Here is a 17,592-nt window from a genome sequence, read left to right on the forward strand (position 1 = left end):
TCATGGGACAAAAAATTCATCCAACCGGGTTTCGACTCTCTGTCACGCGCGATTGGTCATCCCGCTGGTTTGCCAATTCAAAAGCATTTCCGGGGATGCTCCGTGAAGACATCGCTGTCCGCGACTATATTAAAAAGAAACTGGCCCATGCCTCAGTGGGACGCGTGGTCATCGAGCGCCCGGCGAAAAATGCTCGAGTGACTGTGCATAGCGCACGCCCTGGCGTTGTCATCGGCAAGAAGGGTGAGGACATCGAGCTGCTCAAGCGCGACTTGCAGAATCGGATGGGCGTCCCCGTTCATGTAAGTATCGAAGAGATTCGCAAGCCAGAGATCGATGCCCAACTGATCGCGGATTCCATCTCCCAGCAGCTTGAAAAACGTATCATGTTCCGCCGGGCGATGAAGCGTGCGATGCAAAACGCCATGCGATTGGGTGCTCAGGGTATCAAGATCATGAGCTCCGGTCGACTGAATGGTGCCGAAATCGCCCGCACCGAATGGTATCGTGAAGGGCGTGTGCCGCTCCATACGTTGCGAGCACAAATCGATTATGGCTTTTCAGAAGCAAAAACCACTTATGGCGTCATCGGCATCAAGGTTTGGGTTTTCAAAGGTGAAACAACCGGCCGCGAAGAGTCGGTCACCCCTCCAGCTCCACAGGAACGGCAAGAGGAGCCTGTAAAGCGACCGAAGCGTTCCGTCAGAGCTTCCTCGAGCGCCGCTGATGAAGAAGCGAAGCCAGTTGCATCGAAATCGCAAAAGAAATCCGAAGCCGCTCAAACAGAAGCCAAGCCTGGTCAGGATTCGCCCAAGCCGACGGCCAAACGCGTCAGGAAGACCGTTGCCAGTCAGCCTGTCGCAGGCAAAGAAGCCAAGGAGTAATTCAAATGCTGCAACCTGCACGTAGAAAATACCGCAAGGAACACAAGGGCCGGAATACGGGGCTGGCCTCGCGTGGTGCCAAAGTAAGTTTTGGTGAATATGGTCTGAAAGCCGTTGGCCGTGGTCGGCTTACTGCGCGGCAGATCGAAGCGGCCCGCCGTGCAATGACTCGCCATATCAAGCGGGGTGGGCGGATCTGGATCAGAATCTTTCCAGACAAGCCGATTTCGAAGAAGCCAGCCGAGGTGCGTATGGGTAACGGGAAGGGGAATCCTGAATATTGGGTTGCTGAGATTCAGCCTGGCAAGGTCCTTTACGAAATGGATGGAGTCGACGAGGCATTGGCCAGAGAAGCGTTTGCACTTGCTGCTGCAAAGCTCCCGGTATCGACCACCTTCGTAACACGCCACTTGGGATAAGCAATGAAAGCCGGTGAATTGAGGATGAAGAGCGAAGAAGAACTTCGCAAGGAACTGATCGAGCTGCGGAAAGCGCAATTCTCTCTGCGCATGCAGTTGGCTACCCAGCAGTCAAACAACACCGCGCAGCTCGGCAAGCTGCGTAAGGATGTTGCACGTATCAAGACAATCCTGAGTGAAAGGGCTGCAGGCAAATGAGCGAAACGAACAAGCCTATGCGTCGCACGTTGGAAGGGCGGGTTGTAAGCGACAAAATGCAAAAAACCGTGACCGTGCTCATCGAGCGGCGGGTTAAGCATCCGGTGATAGGCAAGGTAATTACCCGTTCAAAGAAGTACCATGCACATATTGAGGGGCTCTCGGCGTCTGCTGGGGATCTGGTCCAGATTGAAGAATGTGCGCCAATCTCGAAAACGAAAGCCTGGCGTGTCAGCAAGGTTATTCAAAGAGCCTCTGAGGTATAGCGATTTTGTTGACACATTGGGAAAAGTAGTTATAATCCCGCTCCTTTCTTGACTCCGGGGAGCGTTTCCCGGTTCTAGTTCCCCAAAAGTTGCTGCGGGGTCCAAAACTGACTGCACATTGCTTTTGTGCAGGAAAAGTTGGAGTACAACATGATTCAAATGCAAACTCGGTTGGATGTGGCCGACAATACGGGCGCGCGCTCGGTGATGTGTATCAAGGTAATGGGTGGTTCAAAGCGTCGTTACGCCGGAATCGGTGACATCATCAAGGTCAGCGTCAAAGACGCGGCGCCGCGTGGTCGCGTAAAGAAGGGCGAAGTCTATAGTGCTGTGGTCGTCAGGACTGCCAAAGGTGTTCGCCGTCAGGATGGTTCCTTGATTAGGTTCGACAATAATGCAGCGGTGCTGCTGAACAACAAACTCGAGCCTATCGGGACGCGCATTTTTGGGCCTGTCACTCGTGAACTGCGTACCGAGCGTTTCATGAAAATTGTTTCGCTTGCCCCAGAAGTCTTGTGATTTGGCTCAGGGGATGGGAGCGTAAAAAATATGGAAAAGATTCGTAAAGGCGATGAGGTGATCGTCATCGCGGGGCGCGACAAAGGCAAAAGAGGTACCGTTTTGCAGTGCCTTACAGAGGATCGGCTGATCGTTGGTGGTGTCAATCGTGTCAAGAAGCACATGAGGCCGAATCCGATGAAAGGCCAGTCGGGTGGTATTGTTGAAAAGGAAATGCCCATCCATGTATCGAATGTAGCTTTGTTCAATCCGGCCACGCAGAAAGCCGATCGGGTGGGTTTCAAGGTGCTGGAAGACGGCGCCAAGGTCAGGATATTCAAATCTACCGGCGAATTGGTGAAGGCGTAAGGAAGAACCTATGGCGCGCTTGCAAGAGTTCTATCGAAAAGAAGTCGTTCCGCAGCTCAGGGAACAATTTAAATACGCCTCGTTAATGGAGGTGCCGCGGATTACCAAGATAACGCTGAACATGGGTGTCGGCGAGGCTGTGGCTGATAAAAAGGTTCTCGAAAACGCGGTAGCCGACATGACGAAGATCGCGGGTCAAAAGCCAGTGGTAACCAAAGCGAGGAAGGCGATTGCGGGATTCAAGATTCGTGAGGGTTACCCGATCGGTTGTATGGTGACACTGCGTCGAGCGCGAATGTATGAATTCCTCGACAGATTCATCAATATCGCTATTCCGCGCATCCGCGACTTTCGCGGGGTTCCCGGTAATAAAGGTTTTGATGGACGAGGCAATTACAACATTGGTGTCAGGGAGCAGATCATTTTCCCGGAAATCGAATATGACAAGATCGATGCGCTGCGGGGGATGAATATCAGTATTACCACGACAGCCAAATCCGATGCGGAGGCAAAGGCTTTGCTTTCGGCATTCAAATTCCCGTTCAAGAATTGAGTGACTCATGGCGAAACTTGCACTAAAAAATCGTGAAGCTAAGCGGGCCCAGCTGATGGATAAATATGCGGCCAAGCGTGCCGAATTGAAGGCAATCATCAGTGATGCCAAGCTTAGTGACGAAGAGCGTATGCAGGCCCGGCTGAAGCTTCAGTCGTTGCCCCGTAATTCGAGTCCAGTAAGACAGCGTAATCGCTGTGTACTGACTGGGCGTCCGCGTGGCGTGTTTAGAAAGTTCGGTTTGTGCCGCAATAAACTCCGGGATATCGCCATGCGGGGGGAGGTGCCGGGAATGATCAAGGCGAGCTGGTGAGGAGTCGATTATGAGCATGACTGATCCGATCGCCGATATGCTGACGCGTATTCGGAATGGCCAGATGGCTGAAAAACTTTCTGTCACGATGCCCTCTTCGAAAATCAAGGAAGCAATTGCCAAGGTGCTTCTCGATGAGGGATATATCGAAGAATTTGCCGTCCGAAAGGATGGTGCCAAGTCAGAGCTTGATATCAAGCTGAAGTACTACGCTGGCCGACCCGTTATCGAGCGATTGGAGCGAGTGTCGCGTCCTGGCCTGCGCGTGTATCGAGGCAAACAAGATCTCCCCAAGGTGATGAATGGATTGGGAATCGCCATTGTCTCTACACCGAAGGGCGTGATGACCGATCGCAAAGCGCGCAGCGTCAATGTCGGCGGCGAAGTGCTTTGCATCGTGGCGTAAGGAGTAAGCTATGTCTCGTGTCGCCAAGAATCCGGTAGTACTCCCCAAGGGCGTAGAGGTGCTTTTATCGGGAGATCAGATTACCGTCAAAGGACCGTTGGGCTCGTTGTCGCAGTTTATATTGCCTGCCGTTGAGGTGAGGTTGGAAGAAGGCAGTTTGCGGTGTGCGGCGCTGAAAGGCAAACCCGATGCATCTGCGATGTCGGGAACGATGCGTGCTCTATTGAACAATATGGTGATTGGTGTCACCAAGGGATTCGAGAAGAAGCTGACCCTGGTTGGAGTGGGTTACAAGGCACAAGCGCAAGGGAACAAGCTGAATCTTTCATTGGGCTTCTCCCATCCAGTTCTGCATGAGATGCCGAATGGTATCAAGGTCGAAACCCCGACCCAAACAGAGATCATCGTAAAAGGGATCGACAAGCAGTTGGTTGGACAAGTGGCTGCTGAATTACGCGCCTACCGCTCGCCAGAACCTTACAAGGGTAAGGGCATCCGTTATGCGGATGAGGTTGTGACCATCAAGGAGACCAAGAAGAAGTGATTCTTCTGGTCGCAGATACTAAGGACTTTTCATGAACAAGAAAGAATCTCGCCTGCGCAGGGCGCGCAAAACCCGCGCCAAGATTGCGGAGCTGAAGATTGCGCGTTTATGCGTCCACCGCTCCAACTGCCATATTTATGCCCAGGTTTATTCGGGGAGCAGGAATCAGGTTCTCGCTGCGGCATCATCCTTGGAGCCTGAAATGCGTGCGGCAATACCCAATGGCGGTAATGTCGAAGCGGCAAAAGCGGTGGGCAAGCTGATTGCTGAGCGTGCTTTGGCCAAGGGGGTCCGAGAGGTGGCGTTTGATCGCTCCGGATTCAAATACCATGGGCGCGTCAAGGCGCTGGCAGAAGCTGCGCGTGAAAGCGGACTCAAGTTCTAATGACGGTTGAAAGAGCGAAAAATGGCAAAACCGCAGAGTAAAAAACAGCAGCAGGCAAGTGAAGAGAGAGACGATGGCTTGCGTGAGAAAATGGTATCGATCAACCGTGTCACGAAAGTTGTCAAAGGTGGACGAATTCTCGGCTTTGCTGCGCTGACGGTGGTTGGTGATGGCGATGGCGGCATTGGGATGGGGAAAGGCAAGGCACGCGAAGTCCCAGTCGCTGTTCAAAAGGCAATGGATGAGGCACGTCGCAAGCTTGCAAAGGTCAGTCTAAATCAAGGAACTCTTCACCATCCAGTGGTTGGCAAACATGGCGCAACTACTGTGCTGATGTCTCCTGCAGCCCCAGGCACCGGCGTTATCGCGGGTGGGCCAATGCGCGCAGTGTTCGAGGTAATGGGTGTGACCGATGTCGTGGCAAAGGCGATCGGATCGACCAATCCGTATAACCTCGTGCGGGCCACGATCAAGGGGCTGATGGCCATGAGTACTCCCGCAGAGATTGCGGCAAAACGCGGTAAATCGGTTCAGGAAATCCTGGAGGCCTGACCATGAGCGAAAAGATGATCAAGATCAAGCTGGTCAGAAGCTTGATCGGAACTAAGCAAGACCACCGCGCAACGGTGCGCGGGCTTGGTCTCAGTCGCCTCAATCAAATCAGAGAGCTTCAAGACACCCCTGCAGTTCGAGGGATGCTCAAGAAAGTTGCCTATTTGGTTAAGTGTGAAGGATAAGCGGATGCGTCTCAACAACTTGAAACCGGCCGATGGGGCCAAGCATGCGGGGAAGCGGGTTGGCCGTGGGATCGGTAGCGGTCTTGGTAAAACTGCAGGTCGCGGCCACAAAGGCCAGAAATCCCGTGCAGGCGGATTTCACAAAGTAGGCTTCGAAGGCGGTCAAATGCCACTCCAGCGGCGTTTGCCGAAGCGTGGATTCATTCCCCTCAGCGCGGGAAAACATGCCGAGATTCGCTTGTCAGACCTTGAGAGGCTTCCGGTAGAGGATGTCGATTTGTTGACGCTGATGCAGGGAGGGATCATTCCTTTCGGCAGTCTTTCAGCGAAAGTGATTCTTTCCGGCAAACTGACTCGCAAGGTGAATCTGAAAGGTGTTGGAGCCACCAAGGGCGCGCGCGCGGCAATCGAGGCGGTTGGTGGCAGTGTCGCCGACATTGCAGCTGCCTAAACGCTTCTGAACGCAATACGAGGATTTAATTAGTGGCCACACCCAGCAATCAAGCCGTCGCGCTCGGAAAATCCGGCAAATACGGCGACCTATGGCGCAGACTGTGGTTTTTGCTGGGCGCTCTCGTCGTGTACAGGATCGGTGCGCATATCCCGGTTCCCGGCATAGATCCGGTCAGGTTGGCGGAGCTCTTCAATTCCCAGCAAGGTGGAATCCTCGGTGTTTTCAACCTTTTTTCTGGTGGGGCTCTTTCCCGGTTCACGATTTTCGCGCTGGGGATCATGCCTTATATTTCGTCATCCATCATCATGCAGCTGATGACGATCGCCATTCCTTCCCTCGAACAATTGAAGAAGGAAGGCGAGGCGGGGCGTCGTAAGATCACCCAATACACACGCTATGGTACGGTCGCGCTCGCTCTATTCCAAGGTATCGGTATTGCTATTGCTTTGGAGTCGCAACAAGGTCTGGTGCTCGAGCCAGGTCTGATGTTTCGTCTGACTACAGTGATGACGCTGGTCACCGGAACGATGTTCCTCATGTGGCTTGGAGAGCAGATCACCGAACGCGGTTTGGGGAACGGTATTTCGATCATCATTTTCGCCGGTATCGCTGCTGGTCTGCCGAATGCGCTGGGCGGATTGTTCGAGCTGGTGCGTACGGGTGCCATGCATCCCCTTACAGCCATCGTCATCTGCATTCTGGTGGTGGTGGTTACCGGTTTTGTCGTCTTCGTCGAGCGCGGTCAGCGTAAGATCCTGGTCAATTATGCAAAACGCCAGGTGGGTAACAAGATCTATGGCGGACAAAGTTCCCACTTGCCGCTCAAGTTGAACATGTCCGGCGTCATCCCGCCAATCTTTGCTTCCTCGATCATCCTGTTTCCTGCGACGGCAGCGGGGTGGTTCGGCGCCAGTGAAGGTATGACCTGGTTGAAAGACATTGCTGCGACACTTTCGCCAGGACAGCCAATCTATGTATTGCTCTATGCGGCGGCCATCGTGTTTTTCTGCTTTTTCTATACCGCCTTGGTATTCAACTCGAAGGAAACTGCTGAAAACCTCAAGAAGAGTGGTGCGTTCGTGCCAGGTTATCGACCCGGAGAGCAGACGGCCCGCTACATCGACAAAATCCTAGTGCGTTTGACCCTGATTGGCTCTGCATACGTGACCCTAGTCTGTTTGATGCCGGAATTCCTGATTCTCAAGTGGAACGTGCCGTTCTATTTCGGCGGAACGTCGTTGTTGATCATCGTTGTTGTAACGATGGATTTCATGGCCCAAGTGCAGGCCTACCTGATGTCCCATCAGTACGAAAGCTTGTTAAAGAAAGCCAACTTCAAGGGAACGGGTTTGCCGCTGCGTTGAGCAAGGTGGGATTTCTGGAGCAATGGCAAAGGAAGACGTTATCGAAATGCAGGGTGAGGTTCTGGAGAACCTGCCGAACGCAACGTTTCGCGTCAAGCTGGAGAATGGGCATATTGTTCTGGGGCACATCTCCGGGAAGATGCGCATGCATTACATCCGCATCCTTCCGGGTGACAAGGTGACGGTACAGTTGACCCCTTACGATTTCAACAAGGCGCGCATCGTATTCCGGGCTAAATGAGATTTTCGATTTTTTGGAGAATGAAATGAGAGTTCAAGCATCCGTCAAGCGTATCTGCCGCAAGTGCAAGATCGTTCGCCGCCATAACGTGGTGCGCGTCATTTGTACTGATCCGCGCCACAAGCAGCGCCAAGGTTGAACAGCTGTTGCGATCTCCGTATAATCACCGGTTCCCGTTCAGTTCCGGTGTTAGTCAATCTGAGACTTTGACAAGGTAATAAGCGTATGGCCCGTATTGCAGGCGTAAATATTCCAAATCACCAGCACACCGAGATTGCGCTGACGGCGATCTATGGCATCGGGCGTGCTCGGGCGCAAAAGATTTGCGATGCGGCCGGGGTGGCCCGCAGCGCGAAGATCAAGGATCTGACCGAAACCGAGATGGACCGGCTGCGCGAAGAGGTTGCTAAATTCACTGTCGAAGGCGACCTGCGGCGTGAAGTGACGATGAACATCAAGCGGTTGATGGACCTCGGTTGTTATCGAGGGATTCGTCATCGCCGTGGATTGCCTGTGCGTGGCCAACGGACGCGCACCAATGCGCGTACGCGTAAAGGCCCGCGCAAGTCGGTTGCTGGTAGCAAGAAATAAATAAAGCAGGATAATCACTCATGGCCAAACCAACGATCAAAGCACGCAAGAAGGTAAAGAAGAACGTCGCTGACGGAATCGCGCACGTTCATGCTTCCTTCAATAACACGATCATCACTATTACTGACCGTCAGGGCAACGCATTGTCCTGGGCGACTTCCGGTGGAGCGGGATTCAAGGGTTCGCGTAAATCGACCCCATTTGCCGCCCAGGTCGCGGCCGAAGCAGCTGGAAAGGCGGCGCAGGAATGTGGTATCAAGAATCTCGAAGTTCGCATCAAAGGCCCTGGTCCCGGTCGCGAGTCTGCAGTGCGTGCTTTGAATGCCCTTGGCATCAAAATCAATAGCATCACCGATATCACGCCGATTCCTCACAATGGTTGTCGGCCGCCCAAGCGGCGCCGTATCTAAGCCTGGAAAGCGCAATCAAGGAGAAACAGCGAAGTGGCCCGCAATCTTGATCCAAAATGCCGTCAATGCCGCCGAGAAGGGGAAAAACTCTTCCTCAAGGGCGAAAAGTGTTTCACTGACAAGTGCTCGATCGAGCGACGTTCCTACGCGCCCGGTCAGCATGGTCAAAAGTCTGGGCAGCGTCTTTCGGGCTATGGCCAGCAGTTGCGAGAAAAGCAAAAGATTCGTCGCATCTATGGAGTGCTCGAGCGGCAGTTCCGTAAGACGTTTACCGAGGCCGATCGTCGCAAAGGGCAGACGGGTGAAAACCTGCTGCAGTTGCTCGAAGGACGTCTCGACTCGGTGGCCTATCGGATGGGATTTGGTATCTCCCGTGCCGAAGCGCGACAGATCGTTCGTCACAATGGTGTTCTGGTCAATGGCAAGCGGGTCAATATCCCTTCTTACAATCTGAGGCCTGGTGACGTGGTCCAGCTGACCGATGCCGCCCGCGCACATCTGCGTGTGAAGGCCGCGCTGGAAGCAGCCGAGTCGCGTGGCTTTCCCCAGTGGGTCGAAGTCGATGTCAAGGCCGGCAAAGGCGTGTTCAAGGCTTATCCTGCGCGTGAAGATCTGCCGCCTTCGCTCAAGGAAGGTCTGGTCGTCGAACTGTACTCGCGCTAAACCCATCCCTGCATGCGCCCGAGGCCCTGCCTTGGGCGCATTGATTTCTTTTGAGGAACGAAGATGCAATTTCAAGCGCTATTGAAGCCCCGCATCATCGATGTTCAGGCCTTGTCCCCCGTTCATGCCCGTGTCGTCATGGAGCCTTTCGAGCGGGGCTTCGGCCACACCTTGGGAAATGCCTTGCGCCGCATCCTGCTTTCATCGATGCCGGGTGCAGCACCCACCGAGATTTCCATTGATGGCGTGTTGCACGAGTATTCGACTCTGGAGGGCGTGCGCGAGGATGTCGTCGATATCATGCTCAACTTGAAGGGCGTGGTGATGCGTCTGCACAATCGCGGTGAGGCCACGCTGACCCTCGCCAAGCAAAGCGATGGCAATGAGACAGTTGTGACTGCTGCGGACATCGAGGCTCATCACGATATCGAAATCATCAATCCGGATCACGTGATCGCCCATCTCGCACCCGGTGGCAAGTTGAACATGCAAATCAAGGTCGAGGCCGGCCGCGGTTATGTGCCTGCCAACGCGCGTGCTTCCAGCAAAGAGAACAAGACGATCGGCCGCATCCTCATGGATGCCTCGTTTAGCCCCGTGCGCCGCGTCAGCTACCAGGTCGAGGCAGCACGTGTCGAACAGCGTACCGACTTGGACAAGCTGGTGATCGATATCGAGACCAATGGTGCGATCGATCCCGAAGAAGCGATCCGCCATGCTGCTGGAATCCTGCTGGATCAGCTTTCGGTGTTCGCCGACCTGGAAGGGACTCCGGTTTCCATCGAAACGCCAAAGCAATCCGCCGTCGATCCGATCCTGCTGCAACCCGTGGACGATCTGGAATTGACGGTACGATCGGCAAACTGCCTTAAGGCGGAAAATATCTACTATATCGGCGACCTGATCCAGCGGACCGAAACGGAGCTTCTGAAGACCCCCAATCTAGGGCGCAAATCGCTCAACGAAATCAAGGAGGTTCTTGCCTCGCGTGGCCTGTCTTTGGGCATGAAGCTCGAAAATTGGCCCCCCCCCGGACTGGCCAAGATGGGTTGATTTACTCACGACAACAAGCAACCGGCCGCTAGCCCATTCGATGACCAGCGGCGGCCGCAGAAAAGTGAAAGGAAAGTGATATGCGTCACGGAAATGGCCTGCGGAAACTGAACCGCACTTCTTCGCATCGTCAGGCGATGCTGCGCAACATGGCGGTGGCCTTGTTGCGACACGAGGCGATCAAGACCACCCTTCCCAAAGCGAAGGAATTGCGTCGCGTGGTCGAACCGCTCATTACGCTCGGCAAAAAGCCCTCGCTCGCCAATCGTCGCTTGGCCTTCGACCGCTTGCGCGATCGCCAGATCGTCGTCAAGATCTTCGACGAGCTCGGGCCACGTTATGCCGGCCGCAACGGCGGCTATCTGCGCATCCTGAAGATGGGTTTTCGTGTCGGCGACAATGCGCCGATGGCCTATGTCGAACTGCTCGATCGCCCAGAGCAGCCTACCGAGGAAGCGCAAACCGTCGAGGAATGAGCGAGCCATATCGCTCGTACTTCAAGCGCGGCAGATCGTCCAGACTTTGCTGAAGGAAGCCCCCTTCCGGGGGCTTCGCTTTGTCTGCGACGCGCTCTCGTTTTCTCAGGCGGTCAGTAGCACGATCAGAGCGCCAGCGCCACCGTCGGTGGTGCGCGCCTGGCAATAGGCGAGCACTTCCTTCCGCTGTGCCAGCCAGCCGAGCACAAGACGTTTGAGCACGGGCACCCGCCCAGGGGAGCCGAGCCCCTTGCCATGCACGATGCGCACGCAGCGATGGCGGTGAGTTTGGCATTCGGCAAGAAACAGGGCTACCTGATGACGTGCTTCGTCACGATTCATGCCATGCAGATCGAGCTCCGCCTGTATTACCCATCGACCGCGGCGCAAATCTTTGAGCACCTTCGGCGACATTCCTGACTTGAGATAAACCGGCTCGTCACCGCCTTCGAGAGCCAACGCCAGGCGATCATGATCGGAAAGGGATTCGTCCAAGGCAGCGCGTTCGTCTCGAAAGTGCTGCCGGGGGATGGGGAGGGGCGGGGTGGGTTCATGGTGGATGCGGTCGAACGCCAGCGGGACCGCATCGGCGACTGCAGCCTGAAACAGCGCACGGGCCGATTCGTCGAGCGCAACGGTGCTACTGCGCCGTTTACGGGAACCGGATTCAGGCGATGGCGTCGAGATATTTCTCGGCATCGAGCGCGGCCTGACATCCCGAAGCCGCACTGGTGACGGCTTGCTTGTAGACCATGTCCTGTACGTCGCCTGCAGCGAATACGCCAGGCACCGAAGTGGCCGTGGCATTGCCGTCGCGCCCTGCACGGGTGACGATGTAGCCGTTCTGCATTTCGAGCTGGCCGGCGAAGATCTCGGTATTGGGCTTGTGACCAATGGCGATGAAGATGCCCATCAGTTTGATCTCTTCGGTCTCGTCCGTCTTGACGTTCTTGATGCGCATGCCGGTCACGCCAGATTTGTCGCCCAGCACTTCGTCGAGAACCGAATCCCACTTGATCGTGACCTTGCCGGCCTTCTCCTTTTCGAACAGTTTGTCCTGCATGATCTTCTCGGCGCGCAGTTTGTCGCGACGATGCACCAGCGTCACATGGCTTGCGATGTTGGCGAGGTAGAGCGCCTCCTCGACGGCAGTGTTGCCGCCGCCGATCACGGCGACCGGCTGATCGCGATAGAAGAAGCCATCGCAGGTCGCACAGGCGGAGACACCCTTGCCCATGAAGGCCTGCTCAGAGGGCAGGCCGAGATATTGCGCGGAAGCGCCGGTGGCGATGATCAGCGCGTCGCAGGTGTATTCGCCGGCATCGCCGATGAGGCGGATTGGTTTCTCCGTCAGCTTGGCGGTATGGATATGATCGAAAATGATTTCAGTACCAAAGCGCCGGGCATGCTTTTCGAAGCGGGCCATCAGGTCCGGACCCATGACACCGTCGGCGTCGGCCGGCCAGTTATCGACTTCGGTGGTGGTCATCAGCTGCCCGCCTTGGGCCATTCCGGTGATCAAAACCGGCTGCAGATTGGCGCGCGCGGCATACACCGCTGCGGTATATCCCGCAGGACCGGAGCCCAAAATCAACAACTTGGAGTGGCGGGTGGTCATGGTCTGTTCTCCTCTGAACGAAGCCGATGAATTATAAGCGGTGGCAAAGGCGAAAAATGTGCCCTTTTCGGACGTTTCCGGTCATCCTGCCCATCGAAAATGGGCAGGATCGGCATAGTGTCTCAATCAGATCGGAAAACGTCATGTCATTTGCCACCCTTTCTTACCGTCATCGCACGAGAGTATCTTCTCAAGCGCTCCCGGAACGCATCGCCATGCTGCTTCACGAAGCGCGCTGGTTGCTCCTCGCAACGATTGGTTTTTACTTGGCGTTGATCCTTTTCGGGTATCACAAATCCGATCCGGGCTGGTCGCAGGCTGCGGATGTCGAGCACATCGCCAATCCCGGGGGTCGTTTCGGTGCCTGGTTGGCGGATTTGTTGTTTTATTTGTTTGGCTTGTCCGCCTGGTGGTGGGTGGCATTGTTGTTCATGCTGGTGGCGCTGGGCTATCGCCGAGTAAATCATTTGTTCGGACCCGATCGCCGCCCGCTGGCAATTTGCCTGCTTGGCTTCGTCTTCTTTCTGGCGGCGAGTTGTGGCTTGGAGGCGTTGCGTTTCTGGAGCATGCGCGTAGAACTGCCGCTCGCGCCCGGCGGCATGTTCGGCATCGAGATTGCCCGCTTGCTGGCCGTCTATCTCGGCTTTACGGGTGGAACCTTGCTGCTGATGGCAACGATGGCCGCGAGTTTCAGCCTGGTGAGCGGCATGTCCTGGCTGGGATTTTTCGAGAAGCTTGGCGCATTGCTGGAGGCCGCCTGGGCCGGATCGAACCGCCTGTGGGAGGCATGGCAGGATCGGCGCTATGGTCGCGTCGTCGCCGACAAGCGCGAGGCGAAAGTCGAAAAAGTCTTGAAGAAACTCGAAGAGGCGCCACCCGTGAAGATCGAGCCGGTCACGCTCGAGATCCCCTTGGCGAAAAAGGCGGAAGCCAGAATCGAGAAAGAACGGCAGACGCCGCTATTCCCGGACCTGCCGGGCGAAGGGTTACCGCCGTTACACCTGCTCGACGAAGCGAATCATGCCAAGGACGAGTTGCCGAGCGCCGAAACGCTCGAATTCACCTCTCGGCTAATCGAACGCAAGCTCGCCGATTTCGGCGTGCAGGTGCAGGTGGAGTCTGCTCATCCCGGCCCGGTGGTGACGCGCTATGAGATCGAGCCGGCCACCGGTGTCAAGGGAGCGACCATCGTCAATCTGGCCAAGGATCTGGCGCGCGCGTTGTCACTGGTGAGCCTGCGGGTCGTCGAGACCATACCGGGCAAGAGCTGCATGGCACTCGAACTGCCGAATCCGCGCAGGCAGACCGTGCGCTTGTCGGAAATCCTCGGCGCCAAGGTCTATCACGACATGCACTCGCATCTGACCCTGGCGCTCGGCAAGGACATCTCCGGCCAGCCGGTGGTCGCGGATCTCGCCAAGATGCCGCATTTGCTGGTCGCCGGTACTACCGGCTCGGGAAAATCCGTCGGCATCAACGCGATGATCCTCTCGCTCCTGTACAAATCCGAGCCGAAGGACGTACGCCTGATCCTCGTCGATCCGAAGATGCTCGAACTCTCGGTTTACGAGGGCATCCCGCATCTCCTGGCGCCCGTCGTCACCGATATGACCAAGGCGGCCAATGCCCTGCACTGGTGCGTCGGCGAGATGGAGCGCCGCTACAAGCTGATGAGTGCGGTCGGCGTGCGCAATCTCGCCGGCTTCAATGCCAAGATCAAGGAAGCCGAGAAGGCCGGCACATTCATAGCCGATCCACTCGCGTTGCCAGGCGACCCCGAAGCCGGTCCACCGCCGCTCGAGAGTTTGCCCTACATCGTCGTCATCATCGATGAGCTTGCCGACTTGATGATGGTAGTCGGCAAGAAAGTCGAGGAACTCATCGCGCGACTGGCACAAAAGGCGCGCGCTGCCGGCATCCACCTGATCCTTGCGACGCAGCGGCCGAGTGTCGATGTCATCACCGGGCTCATCAAGGCGAATATCCCGACGCGTATCGCCTTCCAGGTGTCGTCGAAGATCGATTCGCGCACCATCCTCGACCAGATGGGCGCCGAGGCGCTTCTGGGGCAGGGCGACATGCTGTACCTGGCCCCCGGCACGGGTTTGCCGGTGCGTGTGCATGGCGCCTTCGTCTCGGACGACGAGGTGCATCGTGTCGTCGAGTATCTGCGCAAGATCGGCAAGCCCGAATTCGCAACCGACATTCTTGCCGCCCCGGCAGGAGAGGCTGCCGAAGCGGGCGGCGAGGAAGGCGGTGATGTCGAGACCGACCCGATGTACGACCAGGCGGTACAGGTCGTGCTCAAGACGCGCCGGCCGTCGATCTCGCTGGTGCAGCGGCATCTGAGGATCGGCTACAACCGCGCCGCACGGATGATCGAGGCGATGGAGCGCGCGGGCCTCGTCTCGCCGATGAACAGCGCTGGGCAACGCGAAGTGCTGGCGCCCGAGACGGCCGAGTAACAAAGCCTTACACAAAACTCGGCGCTGGCGGCACGGCACCCCTGGCCCATATTGGATAATGTAGGCATGCGTATCCTGATCTTTTTTGTCGGCATGCTGGCCTCCGTGCTGGCAAGAGCGGCCGGCATCGACCAGCTCAAGGCCTTTTGGGCGAACACCACATCGGCTCAAGGCACATTCGCCCAAACGGTCATCGCCAAGTCGGGCAGGAAGCCGCAGAATTCGACGGGCAGCTTTGCACTCGCGCGCCCCGGGAAGTTGCGCTGGGCTTATGAAAAACCGATGCGTCTGTTGCTCGTCGCCGATGGCGAAAAGCTATGGACCTATGACGCCGACCTGAATCAGGTGACCGTCGGCAAAATCGATCAGGCGCTGGGCACGAGCCCGGCGGCACTATTGACGGGTGAAGCGCTCGACCGACATTTCACACTCAGCGAAGCCGGCACGGCCGATGGCATGGAGATCGTCGAGGCGGTGCCGAAATCCGCCGACAGCACGTTCGCCCGCGTGCGCATCGGCATGAAAAACAACCTGCCGCGCCTCATGGAGGTGCAGGACAACTTCGGCCAGACGACGACCGTGTTGTTTACTCAGTTCCAGCCGAACCCGCTGTTGCCGCAGGGGGCTTTCCGTTTCACGCCGCCCCATGGCGCGGACGTGATCGGCGAGTAGCGTTCATTTGCGCTGACCGGTCAGCGCAGCGAATATGCCCAGGCCGATGAACAGGCCGCCACCGAGCCGGCGAGCCAGCGCCGGGGAGTCGCGGAAGCGCTTGAGTATTGGCATGAGCGCCCCGGCGCCGAGCGCGTAAAGACTGTCGGTGATCGCGGCGATGGCGACGAAAAGCGCGCCCAGCATCAGACTTTGCGTGAGCGGTTCGGCTTCTGCATCCATGAATTGGGGGAGAAAGGCTGCGAAGAAGAGCGTCGTTTTCGGGTTGAAGAGGGCGACGACGAAGCCGTCGCGGAAGACGTCCGGGAGGGACGCAGGCGGAACGTCTCCCGGCGCTGCGACCGGTCGGCGCAGCATCTGCACGCCGAGATAAACGAGGTAGGCGGCACCGGCATATTTGACGATCGTGAAAGCCAGTGCGGAGATTGCGAACAGCGTCGCCAGCCCAAAGGCCGCTGCGAGCGCATTGCCAAAATTGCCCAGGGCCACGCCGGCCACGGAAGCGAGACCGGCGCGGCGTCCCTCTCCGAGACTGCGGGCGACGATGTAGAGCACGCCCGGTCCGGGCGTGACCGCGAGCAGGAGGCTCGCGATCAGGAAAGCCGAAAGCAGCGGGCCATTGGGCAGGAGGTCGGGCATGGTGGTTGTCCCCGCTTGGACGATAATGCACGACTCTACGCCAAATCCTGCCATTGCCGATGTCCGACCTGTTCGCTCCCCAACCCCATGCGCCGCTCGCCGAACAGCTTCGTCCGAAAACCCTCGACGAGGTGATCGGCCAGCAGCACCTGCTCGGCCCGGGCAAGCCCTTGCGGCTGGCCTTCGAATCGAAGACGCCGCATTCGATGATCCTCTGGGGCCCGCCGGGGGTGGGCAAGACGACGCTGGCACGGTTGATGGCCGATGCCTTCGATGCCGAATTCATCGCCCTCTCAGCGGTGTTCTCCGGCGTCAAGGACATCCGCGCCGCCGTCGATCAGGCGCAGCTGACGCTGGCGCAGACGGGCCGGCGCACGCTGCTGTTCGTCGACGAGGTGCATCGCTTCAACAAGGCCCAGCAGGACGCCTTTTTGCCCTACGTCGAGCAGGGGCTGCTGACCTTCATTGGCGCGACCACCGAGAATCCCTCGTTCGAAGTCAACTCCGCGCTGCTCTCGCGCGCCGCGGTGTATGTGCTCAAACCACTGACGAGCGACGAGCTGCGCGAGCTTTTCCTGCGAGCCCAGAGCCGCGCCTTCCCGGATCTACAGTTTTCTGCCGAGGCCGTCGACCGCATCGTCGGCTATGCCGATGGCGATGCGCGCCGGCTCCTCAATGTGCTGGAAACGCTGCGCACGGCGGCGCAGGCGGCGGGGTGCCGTCTCGTCAGCGCCGACTTTCTCGAACAGACGCTCGCTGCCGACCTGCGCCGCTTCGACAAGGGCGGCGATGCCTTTTACGACCAGATCTCGGCGCTGCACAAGTCGGTGCGCGGCTCGAACCCGGACGCCGCGCTCTACTGGTTCTGCCGCATGCTCGACGGCGGCGCCGATCCGCTGTATCTGGCACGGCGCATCATCCGCATGGCCTCCGAGGACATCGGGCTGGCCGACCCGCGGGCGCTTTCCATCGCGCTGGAAGCGGCACAGACCTATGAGCGCCTCGGCTCGCCCGAGGGCGAACTGGCGTTGGCCAACGCGGTGATCTACATGGCCGTGGCGCCGAAGTCGAACGCCGGCTACGTCGCCTATGGTGCGGCGCGACGCTTCGTCGCCCAGGACCAGAGCCGGCCGGTGCCGGAACACCTGCGCAATGCGCCGACGAAGCTGATGAAGGAACTCGGCTTCGGCCGCGCATACCGTTATGCGCACGACGAGCCGGAAGCTTATGCGGCCGGTGAGAATTATTTCCCCGAAGGCATGCCGAAGGTCGAATGGTACCGGCCCACGCCGCGCGGCCTCGAGCAGAAGATCGGCGAGAAGCTTGCCCACCTGCGCGCGCTCGACGCGCAATATCGCAGGAAGAAAAGCTGAA

At 57.4% G+C, this 17,592-nt stretch carries 28 protein-coding genes; 25 read left to right on the forward strand and 3 right to left on the reverse strand.

Going from position 1 to position 17,592, the window contains the following annotated elements; translation table 11 throughout:
• The first annotated feature begins 2 nt into the window (after positions 1 to 2).
• The 22 genes from rpsC to rplQ all read left to right on the forward strand — a co-directional run bounded on the left by rpsC (position 3) and on the right by rplQ (position 10,824).
• On the forward strand, positions 3 to 884 hold the full coding sequence (gene rpsC, locus M52SOB_RS02865) for a 30S ribosomal protein S3 (RefSeq protein ID WP_131110485.1): 882 nt from the start codon (positions 3 to 5) through the stop codon (positions 882 to 884).
• A 5-nt stretch (positions 885 to 889) separates the two neighbouring features.
• Positions 890 to 1,303 (forward strand): 50S ribosomal protein L16, encoded by a 414-nt coding sequence (rplP, locus tag M52SOB_RS02870; protein ID WP_126444112.1) that lies wholly within the window; start codon positions 890 to 892, stop codon positions 1,301 to 1,303.
• A gap of 3 nt (positions 1,304 to 1,306) precedes the next feature.
• A complete protein-coding gene (rpmC, locus tag M52SOB_RS02875; RefSeq protein WP_131110486.1) occupies positions 1,307 to 1,501 on the forward strand; it encodes a 50S ribosomal protein L29 in 195 nt (64 codons plus the stop codon).
• Positions 1,498 to 1,767, forward strand: a complete 270-nt coding sequence (gene rpsQ, locus M52SOB_RS02880; RefSeq protein ID WP_131110487.1) for a 30S ribosomal protein S17 — start codon at positions 1,498 to 1,500, stop codon at positions 1,765 to 1,767. Before rpmC ends, rpsQ begins: the two co-directional genes overlap by 4 nt.
• Positions 1,768 to 1,917: 150 nt before the next feature.
• The gene (gene rplN / locus M52SOB_RS02885; protein WP_126444115.1) at positions 1,918 to 2,286 is read left to right on the forward strand and encodes a 50S ribosomal protein L14; all 369 of its coding nucleotides are present in this window, start codon (positions 1,918 to 1,920) and stop codon (positions 2,284 to 2,286) included.
• A gap of 30 nt (positions 2,287 to 2,316) precedes the next feature.
• The gene (gene rplX, locus M52SOB_RS02890) at positions 2,317 to 2,634 is read left to right on the forward strand and encodes a 50S ribosomal protein L24 (protein ID WP_131110488.1); all 318 of its coding nucleotides are present in this window, start codon (positions 2,317 to 2,319) and stop codon (positions 2,632 to 2,634) included.
• 10 nt (positions 2,635 to 2,644) lie between these two features.
• Positions 2,645 to 3,187, forward strand: a complete 543-nt coding sequence (gene rplE, locus M52SOB_RS02895; protein ID WP_131110489.1) for a 50S ribosomal protein L5 — start codon at positions 2,645 to 2,647, stop codon at positions 3,185 to 3,187.
• Between the two features lie 7 nt (positions 3,188 to 3,194).
• The gene (rpsN, locus tag M52SOB_RS02900) at positions 3,195 to 3,500 is read left to right on the forward strand and encodes a 30S ribosomal protein S14 (protein WP_131110490.1); all 306 of its coding nucleotides are present in this window, start codon (positions 3,195 to 3,197) and stop codon (positions 3,498 to 3,500) included.
• A gap of 10 nt (positions 3,501 to 3,510) precedes the next feature.
• On the forward strand, positions 3,511 to 3,906 hold the full coding sequence (gene rpsH / locus M52SOB_RS02905) for a 30S ribosomal protein S8 (protein WP_131110491.1): 396 nt from the start codon (positions 3,511 to 3,513) through the stop codon (positions 3,904 to 3,906).
• A 10-nt stretch (positions 3,907 to 3,916) separates the two neighbouring features.
• Positions 3,917 to 4,450, forward strand: a complete 534-nt coding sequence (gene rplF, locus M52SOB_RS02910) for a 50S ribosomal protein L6 (RefSeq protein ID WP_131110492.1) — start codon at positions 3,917 to 3,919, stop codon at positions 4,448 to 4,450.
• Positions 4,451 to 4,481: 31 nt separating this feature from the next.
• Positions 4,482 to 4,835, forward strand: a complete 354-nt coding sequence (rplR, locus tag M52SOB_RS02915; protein ID WP_131110493.1) for a 50S ribosomal protein L18 — start codon at positions 4,482 to 4,484, stop codon at positions 4,833 to 4,835.
• A gap of 21 nt (positions 4,836 to 4,856) precedes the next feature.
• Complete coding sequence (gene rpsE / locus M52SOB_RS02920) at positions 4,857 to 5,387, forward strand: 30S ribosomal protein S5 (protein ID WP_131110494.1); 531 nt, start codon at positions 4,857 to 4,859, stop codon at positions 5,385 to 5,387.
• 2 nt (positions 5,388 to 5,389) lie between these two features.
• Positions 5,390 to 5,572, forward strand: a complete 183-nt coding sequence (gene rpmD, locus M52SOB_RS02925) for a 50S ribosomal protein L30 (protein ID WP_131110495.1) — start codon at positions 5,390 to 5,392, stop codon at positions 5,570 to 5,572.
• A 4-nt stretch (positions 5,573 to 5,576) separates the two neighbouring features.
• Positions 5,577 to 6,023 (forward strand): 50S ribosomal protein L15, encoded by a 447-nt coding sequence (gene rplO, locus M52SOB_RS02930; RefSeq protein WP_131110496.1) that lies wholly within the window; start codon positions 5,577 to 5,579, stop codon positions 6,021 to 6,023.
• Positions 6,024 to 6,055: 32 nt separating this feature from the next.
• Positions 6,056 to 7,390: a preprotein translocase subunit SecY gene (gene secY / locus M52SOB_RS02935; protein WP_131110497.1), complete on the forward strand. Its 1,335-nt coding sequence runs from the start codon at positions 6,056 to 6,058 to the stop codon at positions 7,388 to 7,390.
• A 22-nt stretch (positions 7,391 to 7,412) separates the two neighbouring features.
• Positions 7,413 to 7,631, forward strand: coding sequence for a translation initiation factor IF-1 (infA, locus tag M52SOB_RS02940; RefSeq protein WP_126444125.1), 219 nt, complete (start codon positions 7,413 to 7,415; stop codon positions 7,629 to 7,631).
• Between the two features lie 25 nt (positions 7,632 to 7,656).
• Entirely contained in the window at positions 7,657 to 7,770 is a 114-nt protein-coding gene (gene rpmJ, locus M52SOB_RS02945; RefSeq protein WP_131110498.1) for a 50S ribosomal protein L36, read from the forward strand.
• A gap of 86 nt (positions 7,771 to 7,856) precedes the next feature.
• Positions 7,857 to 8,222 carry a 30S ribosomal protein S13 gene (gene rpsM / locus M52SOB_RS02950; protein ID WP_131110499.1) on the forward strand — a complete coding sequence of 122 codons (366 nt, stop codon included), beginning with the start codon at positions 7,857 to 7,859 and terminating at the stop codon, positions 8,220 to 8,222.
• A gap of 20 nt (positions 8,223 to 8,242) precedes the next feature.
• On the forward strand, positions 8,243 to 8,632 hold the full coding sequence (gene rpsK / locus M52SOB_RS02955; protein ID WP_126444128.1) for a 30S ribosomal protein S11: 390 nt from the start codon (positions 8,243 to 8,245) through the stop codon (positions 8,630 to 8,632).
• A gap of 33 nt (positions 8,633 to 8,665) precedes the next feature.
• Positions 8,666 to 9,295 (forward strand): 30S ribosomal protein S4, encoded by a 630-nt coding sequence (rpsD, locus tag M52SOB_RS02960; RefSeq protein ID WP_131110500.1) that lies wholly within the window; start codon positions 8,666 to 8,668, stop codon positions 9,293 to 9,295.
• Between the two features lie 63 nt (positions 9,296 to 9,358).
• The gene (locus M52SOB_RS02965) at positions 9,359 to 10,348 is read left to right on the forward strand and encodes a DNA-directed RNA polymerase subunit alpha (RefSeq protein ID WP_131110501.1); all 990 of its coding nucleotides are present in this window, start codon (positions 9,359 to 9,361) and stop codon (positions 10,346 to 10,348) included.
• Between the two features lie 80 nt (positions 10,349 to 10,428).
• Positions 10,429 to 10,824, forward strand: coding sequence for a 50S ribosomal protein L17 (gene rplQ / locus M52SOB_RS02970; protein ID WP_131110502.1), 396 nt, complete (start codon positions 10,429 to 10,431; stop codon positions 10,822 to 10,824).
• 105 nt (positions 10,825 to 10,929) lie between these two features.
• On the opposite strand, the gene M52SOB_RS02975 is transcribed toward rplQ, so the two are convergent.
• The gene (locus M52SOB_RS02975; protein WP_348542198.1) at positions 10,930 to 11,319 is read right to left on the reverse strand and encodes a Smr/MutS family protein; all 390 of its coding nucleotides are present in this window, start codon (positions 11,317 to 11,319) and stop codon (positions 10,930 to 10,932) included.
• A 172-nt stretch (positions 11,320 to 11,491) separates the two neighbouring features.
• Positions 11,492 to 12,442: a thioredoxin-disulfide reductase gene (trxB, locus tag M52SOB_RS02980; protein WP_131110504.1), complete on the reverse strand. Its 951-nt coding sequence runs from the start codon at positions 12,440 to 12,442 to the stop codon at positions 11,492 to 11,494.
• A gap of 215 nt (positions 12,443 to 12,657) precedes the next feature.
• On the opposite strand from trxB, the gene M52SOB_RS02985 reads away from it, so the two are divergent.
• Together M52SOB_RS02985 and lolA are read left to right on the forward strand one after the other, a co-directional pair.
• Positions 12,658 to 14,907 (forward strand): DNA translocase FtsK, encoded by a 2,250-nt coding sequence (locus M52SOB_RS02985; protein WP_284155177.1) that lies wholly within the window; start codon positions 12,658 to 12,660, stop codon positions 14,905 to 14,907.
• Positions 14,908 to 14,973: 66 nt separating this feature from the next.
• Entirely contained in the window at positions 14,974 to 15,579 is a 606-nt protein-coding gene (lolA, locus tag M52SOB_RS02990) for an outer membrane lipoprotein periplasmic chaperone LolA (protein ID WP_131110506.1), read from the forward strand.
• A 3-nt stretch (positions 15,580 to 15,582) separates the two neighbouring features.
• Here the strand turns inward: lolA and M52SOB_RS02995 are convergent, their stop codons facing one another.
• Entirely contained in the window at positions 15,583 to 16,218 is a 636-nt protein-coding gene (locus M52SOB_RS02995; protein WP_131110507.1) for a LysE family translocator, read from the reverse strand.
• A 59-nt stretch (positions 16,219 to 16,277) separates the two neighbouring features.
• Here M52SOB_RS02995 and M52SOB_RS03000 point away from each other — a divergent pair, with 59 nt between their 5' ends.
• Entirely contained in the window at positions 16,278 to 17,591 is a 1,314-nt protein-coding gene (locus M52SOB_RS03000) for a replication-associated recombination protein A (protein WP_131110508.1), read from the forward strand.
• The last annotated feature ends 1 nt before the right edge of the window (position 17,592 follow it).

It is taken from the genome of Sulfuricystis thermophila (assembly GCF_004323595.1).
Taxonomy (GTDB): domain Bacteria; phylum Pseudomonadota; class Gammaproteobacteria; order Burkholderiales; family Rhodocyclaceae; genus Sulfuricystis; species Sulfuricystis thermophila.

What these genes read in the sequence shown, in the direction of transcription:
- rpsC (WP_131110485.1), top strand. Translation starts at nt 3, where the DNA reads ATGGGACAAAAAATTCATCCAACCGGGTTTCGACTCTCTGTCACGCGC.
- rplP (WP_126444112.1), top strand. Translation starts at nt 890, where the DNA reads ATGCTGCAACCTGCACGTAGAAAATACCGCAAGGAACACAAGGGCCGG.
- rpmC (WP_131110486.1), top strand. Translation starts at nt 1,307, where the DNA reads ATGAAAGCCGGTGAATTGAGGATGAAGAGCGAAGAAGAACTTCGCAAG.
- rpsQ (WP_131110487.1), top strand. Translation starts at nt 1,498, where the DNA reads ATGAGCGAAACGAACAAGCCTATGCGTCGCACGTTGGAAGGGCGGGTT.
- rplN (WP_126444115.1), top strand. Translation starts at nt 1,918, where the DNA reads ATGATTCAAATGCAAACTCGGTTGGATGTGGCCGACAATACGGGCGCG.
- rplX (WP_131110488.1), top strand. Translation starts at nt 2,317, where the DNA reads ATGGAAAAGATTCGTAAAGGCGATGAGGTGATCGTCATCGCGGGGCGC.
- rplE (WP_131110489.1), top strand. Translation starts at nt 2,645, where the DNA reads ATGGCGCGCTTGCAAGAGTTCTATCGAAAAGAAGTCGTTCCGCAGCTC.
- rpsN (WP_131110490.1), top strand. Translation starts at nt 3,195, where the DNA reads ATGGCGAAACTTGCACTAAAAAATCGTGAAGCTAAGCGGGCCCAGCTG.
- rpsH (WP_131110491.1), top strand. Translation starts at nt 3,511, where the DNA reads ATGAGCATGACTGATCCGATCGCCGATATGCTGACGCGTATTCGGAAT.
- rplF (WP_131110492.1), top strand. Translation starts at nt 3,917, where the DNA reads ATGTCTCGTGTCGCCAAGAATCCGGTAGTACTCCCCAAGGGCGTAGAG.
- rplR (WP_131110493.1), top strand. Translation starts at nt 4,482, where the DNA reads ATGAACAAGAAAGAATCTCGCCTGCGCAGGGCGCGCAAAACCCGCGCC.
- rpsE (WP_131110494.1), top strand. Translation starts at nt 4,857, where the DNA reads ATGGCAAAACCGCAGAGTAAAAAACAGCAGCAGGCAAGTGAAGAGAGA.
- rpmD (WP_131110495.1), top strand. Translation starts at nt 5,390, where the DNA reads ATGAGCGAAAAGATGATCAAGATCAAGCTGGTCAGAAGCTTGATCGGA.
- rplO (WP_131110496.1), top strand. Translation starts at nt 5,577, where the DNA reads ATGCGTCTCAACAACTTGAAACCGGCCGATGGGGCCAAGCATGCGGGG.
- infA (WP_126444125.1), top strand. Translation starts at nt 7,413, where the DNA reads ATGGCAAAGGAAGACGTTATCGAAATGCAGGGTGAGGTTCTGGAGAAC.
- rpmJ (WP_131110498.1), top strand. Translation starts at nt 7,657, where the DNA reads ATGAGAGTTCAAGCATCCGTCAAGCGTATCTGCCGCAAGTGCAAGATC.
- rpsM (WP_131110499.1), top strand. Translation starts at nt 7,857, where the DNA reads ATGGCCCGTATTGCAGGCGTAAATATTCCAAATCACCAGCACACCGAG.
- rpsK (WP_126444128.1), top strand. Translation starts at nt 8,243, where the DNA reads ATGGCCAAACCAACGATCAAAGCACGCAAGAAGGTAAAGAAGAACGTC.
- M52SOB_RS02965 (WP_131110501.1), top strand. Translation starts at nt 9,359, where the DNA reads ATGCAATTTCAAGCGCTATTGAAGCCCCGCATCATCGATGTTCAGGCC.
- rplQ (WP_131110502.1), top strand. Translation starts at nt 10,429, where the DNA reads ATGCGTCACGGAAATGGCCTGCGGAAACTGAACCGCACTTCTTCGCAT.
- trxB (WP_131110504.1), bottom strand. Translation starts at nt 12,442, where the DNA reads ATGACCACCCGCCACTCCAAGTTGTTGATTTTGGGCTCCGGTCCTGCG.
- M52SOB_RS02985 (WP_284155177.1), top strand. Translation starts at nt 12,658, where the DNA reads ATGCTGCTTCACGAAGCGCGCTGGTTGCTCCTCGCAACGATTGGTTTT.
- lolA (WP_131110506.1), top strand. Translation starts at nt 14,974, where the DNA reads ATGCGTATCCTGATCTTTTTTGTCGGCATGCTGGCCTCCGTGCTGGCA.
- M52SOB_RS02995 (WP_131110507.1), bottom strand. Translation starts at nt 16,218, where the DNA reads ATGCCCGACCTCCTGCCCAATGGCCCGCTGCTTTCGGCTTTCCTGATC.
- M52SOB_RS03000 (WP_131110508.1), top strand. Translation starts at nt 16,278, where the DNA reads ATGTCCGACCTGTTCGCTCCCCAACCCCATGCGCCGCTCGCCGAACAG.